This window comes from Citrobacter sp. wls827, assembly GCF_005280875.1.
GTDB classification, from domain to species: domain Bacteria; phylum Pseudomonadota; class Gammaproteobacteria; order Enterobacterales; family Enterobacteriaceae; genus Citrobacter; species Citrobacter youngae.
Genome location: NZ_SZWR01000017.1, coordinates 438,069 through 444,335 on the forward strand (window position 1 = coordinate 438,069; position 6,267 = coordinate 444,335).

7 protein-coding genes are annotated in these 6,267 nt (G+C 52.1%); 4 read left to right on the forward strand and 3 right to left on the reverse strand.

What is annotated here, in order from left to right:
• Position 1 precedes the first annotated feature (1 nt).
• Complete coding sequence (locus tag FDX03_RS12660) at positions 2–1,312, reverse strand: SrfA family protein (RefSeq protein ID WP_115643379.1); 1,311 nt, start codon at positions 1,310–1,312, stop codon at positions 2–4.
• Positions 1,313–1,594: 282 nt separating this feature from the next.
• Here FDX03_RS12660 and FDX03_RS12665 point away from each other — a divergent pair, with 282 nt between their 5' ends.
• Together FDX03_RS12665 and FDX03_RS12670 are read left to right on the forward strand one after the other, a co-directional pair.
• The gene (locus FDX03_RS12665; protein WP_115602022.1) at positions 1,595–3,193 is read left to right on the forward strand and encodes an ABC transporter substrate-binding protein; all 1,599 of its coding nucleotides are present in this window, start codon (positions 1,595–1,597) and stop codon (positions 3,191–3,193) included.
• A 17-nt stretch (positions 3,194–3,210) separates the two neighbouring features.
• Positions 3,211–3,444: a YdcY family protein gene (locus FDX03_RS12670; protein ID WP_048211611.1), complete on the forward strand. Its 234-nt coding sequence runs from the start codon at positions 3,211–3,213 to the stop codon at positions 3,442–3,444.
• Positions 3,445–3,521: 77 nt separating this feature from the next.
• On the opposite strand, the gene FDX03_RS12675 is transcribed toward FDX03_RS12670, so the two are convergent.
• Both FDX03_RS12675 and mddA read right to left on the reverse strand, forming a co-directional pair.
• Positions 3,522–3,971, reverse strand: a complete 450-nt coding sequence (locus FDX03_RS12675; RefSeq protein WP_048211612.1) for a DMT family transporter — start codon at positions 3,969–3,971, stop codon at positions 3,522–3,524.
• On the reverse strand, positions 3,968–4,486 hold the full coding sequence (gene mddA, locus FDX03_RS12680; RefSeq protein ID WP_048211613.1) for an L-methionine sulfoximine/L-methionine sulfone acetyltransferase: 519 nt from the start codon (positions 4,484–4,486) through the stop codon (positions 3,968–3,970). The genes FDX03_RS12675 and mddA overlap by 4 nt, the downstream gene beginning before the upstream one ends.
• 37 nt (positions 4,487–4,523) lie before the next feature.
• On the opposite strand from mddA, the gene FDX03_RS12685 reads away from it, so the two are divergent.
• Positions 4,524–5,099, forward strand: a complete 576-nt coding sequence (locus FDX03_RS12685; RefSeq protein ID WP_048211614.1) for an XRE family transcriptional regulator — start codon at positions 4,524–4,526, stop codon at positions 5,097–5,099.
• Positions 5,100–5,168: 69 nt separating this feature from the next.
• A complete protein-coding gene (locus FDX03_RS12690) occupies positions 5,169–6,203 on the forward strand; it encodes an NADP-dependent oxidoreductase (protein WP_115643380.1) in 1,035 nt (344 codons plus the stop codon).
• Positions 6,204–6,267 lie beyond the last annotated feature (64 nt).

Consider the following 6,267-nt stretch of genomic DNA (forward strand, 5'->3'; position numbering starts at 1 on the left):
ATCAGGCACCTATCTTTTTGATCGTCAAAGGGATTTCCGCGTGTTCGTCATAACGTGCGGTACAAGCTGCGACGTCGTTTGTTCCTGCTTTGCAGGTGATTTCAGGCATTGGGTAACGCGAACCGTCCGTGCAACGGGCATTCCCGCGACTCTTAATCATTAATTCGCCCGATTGATGCAGACCAGAGAAAATTTCGGCGCGGCAAACGATATTGTCGCCATGCACGACGCGCGCAGTGCCCTTATTGGCCTGGATCTGATAGCGCAGCGATGGGGCTTTACCGCTGACCGGATCTTTTATATCGACCAGCACACGCCAGTTGCCGTTAAGAAAACGTGTTGTACCTGCCTTCATCTGGTTGGCATCCATTACCAGCGCATCTTTCGGGATGGCGGCTATCACCACCGGTCCTTCTACGGGCTTCTCTTTTTTCACTGGTGGAATAACGTCAGCCCGATGCAGCGGCAGCGAAGGTGTTAGTTCAGGCAGCGGTTTACTGTCTACCTTTGCAACGTCAATGGAGGCAACCGCAGGTGCGGGAGATTCCGTGTGTTGTTTCCACAATAGCGGCCCTGCAATGGCGGCAATCACTGCAGCAGCAACGGGCAGGCTCCACAGCGGCAGGCGTCGCGTAGGCTTACGCTGTACTGGCGGCGGCGCAATCTCTGGCTCACTTGCAATGACCGGGGGTTGTGGTTCGGGTTCAGCGGGTTTCGGTAGCTCAATAGCTGTTGTCAGCAGCGGGGTATCGGCCTCGGCGAAAGTGATTTCCGCCGGGATTTCTTCGACTTCCGGCTCCGGTTCAGGTGCCAATACAACCGGGGGAACGTCGGTATGACGCAGGCAATCGAGTACATCGTCACGGGTGTTTTCATTCAGATTGACGAAGCCCCAGAACGTAATGACGGGCTTGCCATCAACCAGGAACACGTGGTTCTCACCTGGAAACTGGATGGCTTTGTCGAGAAGTGAACCAAACAGTTGCAGAGAAGTTTTACCCGATTGCAGGCTTTTCCGGCTCAGTGCCGCGGCATTCTCCAGCGTACTGGACAGATAGCGCAGAGCCCGAAAACGCGCATCTTCATCAGCGGCTTTCCACGCGACAGCCTTTCCTTCAACCGGGGAATACCAGTCCACCCGATCGCCACTGTCGTTAACTTGTGGTATTGCCAGACAGTCCGCCATCGCCTGTTGTTTACGCAGACGAAGCGTTTCACGAATTTGTAGTGCTGAATCAAACACGGCCTGACCACCGCCACCCACGGCCTGATAGTCATCCAAATTGCCGCTGCGCAAGAGAGTTTTTGCCACGTAATTGCCCCTTAGACTTCTTCACACATCTACTTTACGGGGAATAAAAGTAAGCAAACGTTGGAAGAGAGGCAAAAAGGGGCGAATTTTCATGGCATAGAGTATTGGGAAAAATCTTGACGTTTTGAAAAAGACTTAAGGTAAATTATTTCACCTGCGATGATGAATTAATCAGCGAAACCTGCCAGATTAGAATAACCTGATAGAGATTTGTTATTAGTGTGTATTTGCCAGCTATGCTCTGATAGACGAGTAAATAATAAAAGAAGAAGGCTTATAACCATGATTGCAAGGAAAACGCTGCTCGCGCTGGCACTCAGCGCCGTCTTACCAACAGGCGCTGCATATGCCGCCAGTACTGATACCATCGTTTACTGTTCTGAAGCATCCCCGGAATCATTTAACCCCCAAATAGCCAGTTCAGGTCCGTCGTTTGTCGCCAGTTCACAGGTGTTGTACAACCGATTGATCAACTTTGATCCGGTCAAAAATACTCCGGTCCCGTCTCTGGCAACGGAATGGACAATTTCCCCCGACGGCAAGACCTACACATTTACCCTGCGTCAGGGCGTGAAGTTCAATAGTAATAAGTTCTTTAAACCTACCCGTGATTTCAATGCTGATGACGTCGTTTTCTCAGTATTACGCCAGAAAGATGCCGATCATCCGTACCATAAGGTTTCACAGGGTAGCTATGAATATTTCAACGATGTTGGCCTGGACAAACTGATCAAAGAGGTTAAAAAGGTTGATGATTATCACGTTCAGTTTGTTCTGAACGAACCCAACGCTGCATTTCTTGCTGACTGGGGGATGGATTTTGCCTCTATTCTTTCGGCTGAATATGCCGACGAGATGCTGAAAAAAGGCACACCGGAAAACGTCGATAACTGGCCGATTGGTACTGGGCCTTATGTCTTGCAACAGTACAAGCAGGATTCACAAATCCGCTATCTGGCCAACCCGAACTACTGGGATGGTGAAGTTCCAACGAAACATCTGATTTTCTCCATCACACCAAACGTACAGACGCGACTGGCGAAACTGCAAACCAACGAATGCCAGATTATTCCCGCGCCAGCACCGGTGCAGTTTGATGAAATCAAAAAGAACAAAGATCTGACGCTGCATTCGGTTGAAGCGCTGAACGTCGGTTATCTGGCGTTTAATACGGAGAAAAAACCGTTTGATAACGTACTTGTGCGCCAGGCGCTGAACTATGCGACAGATAAAAAAGCCATTATTAACGCGGTCTTTTTAGGTTCCGGAACGGTGGCGAAATCGCCAATCCCGCCGAATATGATGGGCTTCAATAAAGACCTGAAAGATTACGCTTACGACCCGCAGAAAGCGAAAGAGCTGCTGAAGAAAGCGGGGCTGGAAAACGGTTTTGAAGCGACACTGTGGTCTATGCCGGTGCAGCGCCCCTATAACCCGAACTCTCGTCGTATTGCTGAGATGATTCAAAGCGACTGGGCAAAAGTTGGTGTGAAGGCGAAAATCGTCTCCTGGGAATGGGGGGAATATCTCTCCGGGATGCGTAAAGGCGAGCACGATACTGCGTTGTTTGGCTGGATGTCAGATAACGGTGACCCGGATAACTTTGCCGATGTTCTGCTGGGTTGTGACAGCATTAAAACCGGATCAAACGCCGCGCGCTGGTGTGATAAAGAGTATAATTCGCTGGTTCAAAAGGCGAAACTGGTGAGCAAACCGCAAGAGCGCGCCGCACTTTACCAGCAGTCGCAGGAAATTTTCTATCAGCAGGCCCCGTGGATTGCGCTGGCGAATGGCAAAACCTTCTATGCCACACGCAGCAACGTCAGCGGATACAGCGTTAGCCTGATGGGCAGTGATTTTTCAAAGGCGAAATTAAATTAATGAGTTAAGGAGGGAGTATGTCGCATCTGGATGAGGTCAGCGCACGTGTTGATGCCGCCATTGAAGAGAGCGTCATTACGCATATGAATGAATTGCTGATTGAGTTGAGCGATGATGTTGCGTTGAGCCGGGAAGATCGTTATACCCAGCAACAACGTTTGCGTACGGCAATTGCACATCATGGGCGCCAGCATAAAGAAGATATGGAAGCGCGTCGTGAGCAGTTGACCAAAGGCGGCTCTATTCTTTGATATTTCCTTGCCGGATGACGGTGTTCACACCTTATCCGGCGTTCTGTAGGCCTGATAAGCAAAGCGCCATCAGGCAATTAAAACGAACGTCTTGCCACCAGCCAGGCACCCACAACCAGCAATATCGCACCGCATACCGGACCCACCAGCGCGCGAAGCGGTACACCCTGGCTACGCAGAATATCCAGCACCAGACCGCCAATAAGCTGGCTGGCGACCAGCACCGCGATGGTGGTGGCAGCGCCTACGTTTTGGTATCCGCTGATACTGGCAAAAACAAAGAACGATCCCAGTAAACCCGGGATTAATGTCCACCAGCGCACGCTGGAAACCAGTTCGCCAAACCCCGCCGCACCTTGTTTAAACCACAGTATGCTGACAAACAAGACGATCCCGACCAGTGAGTTAAGCAACATAGCAATAAGGATTGTCGAGGACGTCTGGGTAATGCGTACCATCAAAGTGTTTTGCACCACCAGACCAATACCTGCGGCAATCAGAAAGGAGAGGGTCAGCGTCTGGTTCATCCACGCGCATCCGGTTCGCTGCGGTCGTCTAACTGTAGCTGCATAAAAGTCAGATCCAGCCAACGACCAAATTTAGTCCCGACCTGGGGCATCTGCGCGGTAATATTGAAACCCAGCGTGCTATGCAGGTGGAGCGATGCCTGATTGTGCGACTCAATTCCTGCCACCATGACATGCTTGCCACACGCGCGCGCTTCTTCAATGAGTCTGCTGAGCAGCCTGCGCCCCAGTCCTTTTCCCTGATGTTCCGGGTGCACGTACACTGAATGTTCGACGGTATGACGGAAACCGTCAAAGTTGCGCCAGTCGCCAAAAGAGGCGTACCCCGTGACGACGCCATTCTCTTCACTTACCAGTACCGGATACCCCATCAGTTGGCGAGCCTCATACCAGGAGATGCGGTTTTCGGCATCGACCGTTTGATCGTTCCAGATAGCGGCCGTATGCAGTACGGCGTGATTGTAGATTTCTGCGATGGCGGCGCAGTCGTCTTTGCTGGCAAATCGAATTGACATGTTGAACCTCAGGGGTTGTTCACTATAGTATTACAATATGAATACTATTGAAGACAGCATAAATCAACGGATCAGTGCAAGAATTCGCATTGAGCGGGAATCTCGCGGCTGGTCGCTGACGGAACTTGCCGAACGAGCAGGGGTCTCGCGGGCGATGATCCATAAAATAGAACGTGGAGAGAGCAGTCCAACGGCGACGCTACTGGGACGGCTTTCCGGTGCGTTTGGTATCAGCATGTCGACGCTGATTGCCCGAGCCGAAATGCAGGAGGGTAAACTGCTGCGTTTCGCCGACCAGCCGGTCTGGCACGATCCGCAAAGCCACTATTTGCGCCGCCACGTATCTCCGCGCAGCGATCTGCCTATCGATCTGGTGCAAATCGAATTACCGGCCGGCAGTGATATCCCGATGCCCGCCTCTTCCTACGTGCAGGCCCGACAGCTTCTCTGGTTGCAGCAGGGCGAATTGGTGTTTGTGGAAGGTGATACACGCCATGAAATGAAAGCCGGGGACTGCCTGGAGTTGGGGCCGCCAAATGACTGTCGGTTTATCAATGAAACCGCGCAGTCCTGCGTTTATCTGGTTGTGCGGTTAAACCACGCTGGCAATTAATGTGAAAGCATCACAGAGATAGCGCGTCTACTATTGATGGATTCATGCCAAAAGCTGAGGAGAACATCAATGGGTCAACAAATGCAACGCAATCGTCGCTGGGTTCTGGCGTCACGCCCGCATGGCGCACCGGTGCCCGGTAACTTCCGTCTGGAAGAAGAGGCCATCATCCCCCCCGGTGACGGAGAGGTGTTACTGCGTAACGTCTACCTCTCACTCGATCCCTATATGCGTGGGCGTATGAGTGACGAACCGTCTTATTCGCCCCCGGTTGAGATTGGCGCAGTGATGGTGGGCGGCACGGTCAGTCGGGTCGAGGCATCGAATCATTCGGATTTTAAACCCGGTGAATGGGTGTTGAGCTATAGCGGCTGGCAGGACTTCGCCATCTCAAAGGGTTCTGATTTGGTAAAGTTAGGCGATCATCCTGAGCATCCTTCCTGGGCGCTTGGTCTGCTGGGTATGCCGGGCTTTACGGCGTATATGGGGCTGCTGGATATTGGCCAGCCCAAAGCCGGTGAGACACTGGTTGTTGCTGCGGCAACCGGACCTGTTGGCGCAACCGTGGGCCAGATTGGTAAACTGAAGGGCTGCCGGGTCGTTGGGGTAGCTGGTGGGGCAGAGAAATGTCGCCATGCTACTGACGTGTTGGGCTTTGATATTTGCCTCGATCATCATGCCCCCGATTTCGCACTCCAACTGGCACAAGCCTGTCCGCAGGGTATCGATATCTATTATGAAAACGTCGGCGGTAAAGTTTTTGATGCTGTTTTGCCGTTACTCAACACCTCCGCGCGTATTCCGCTGTGTGGTCTGGTGAGTGGTTATAACGCCACATCACTGCCGACGGGCCCAGACCGTTTACCGCTGCTTATGGCCACGTTACTGAAAAAACGTATTCGCTTGCAGGGCTTTATCATTGGTCAGGATTATGGTCACCGCATTCATGAATTTCAGCGAGAAATGGGGCGCTGGGTCCAGGAAGGCAAGATCCACTATCGCGAGCAGGTCACTGAGGGGCTGGAAAATGCACCGGAGACGTTTATCGGTCTGCTGACCGGTAAAAACTTTGGCAAGGTCGTAATTCGGCTTGCTGAAGAGTGATACGGAGGGGTTAAAGACGGTAACAGCCGGATGGCGTCAACGCCGCCATCCGGCAAGCGTTGTA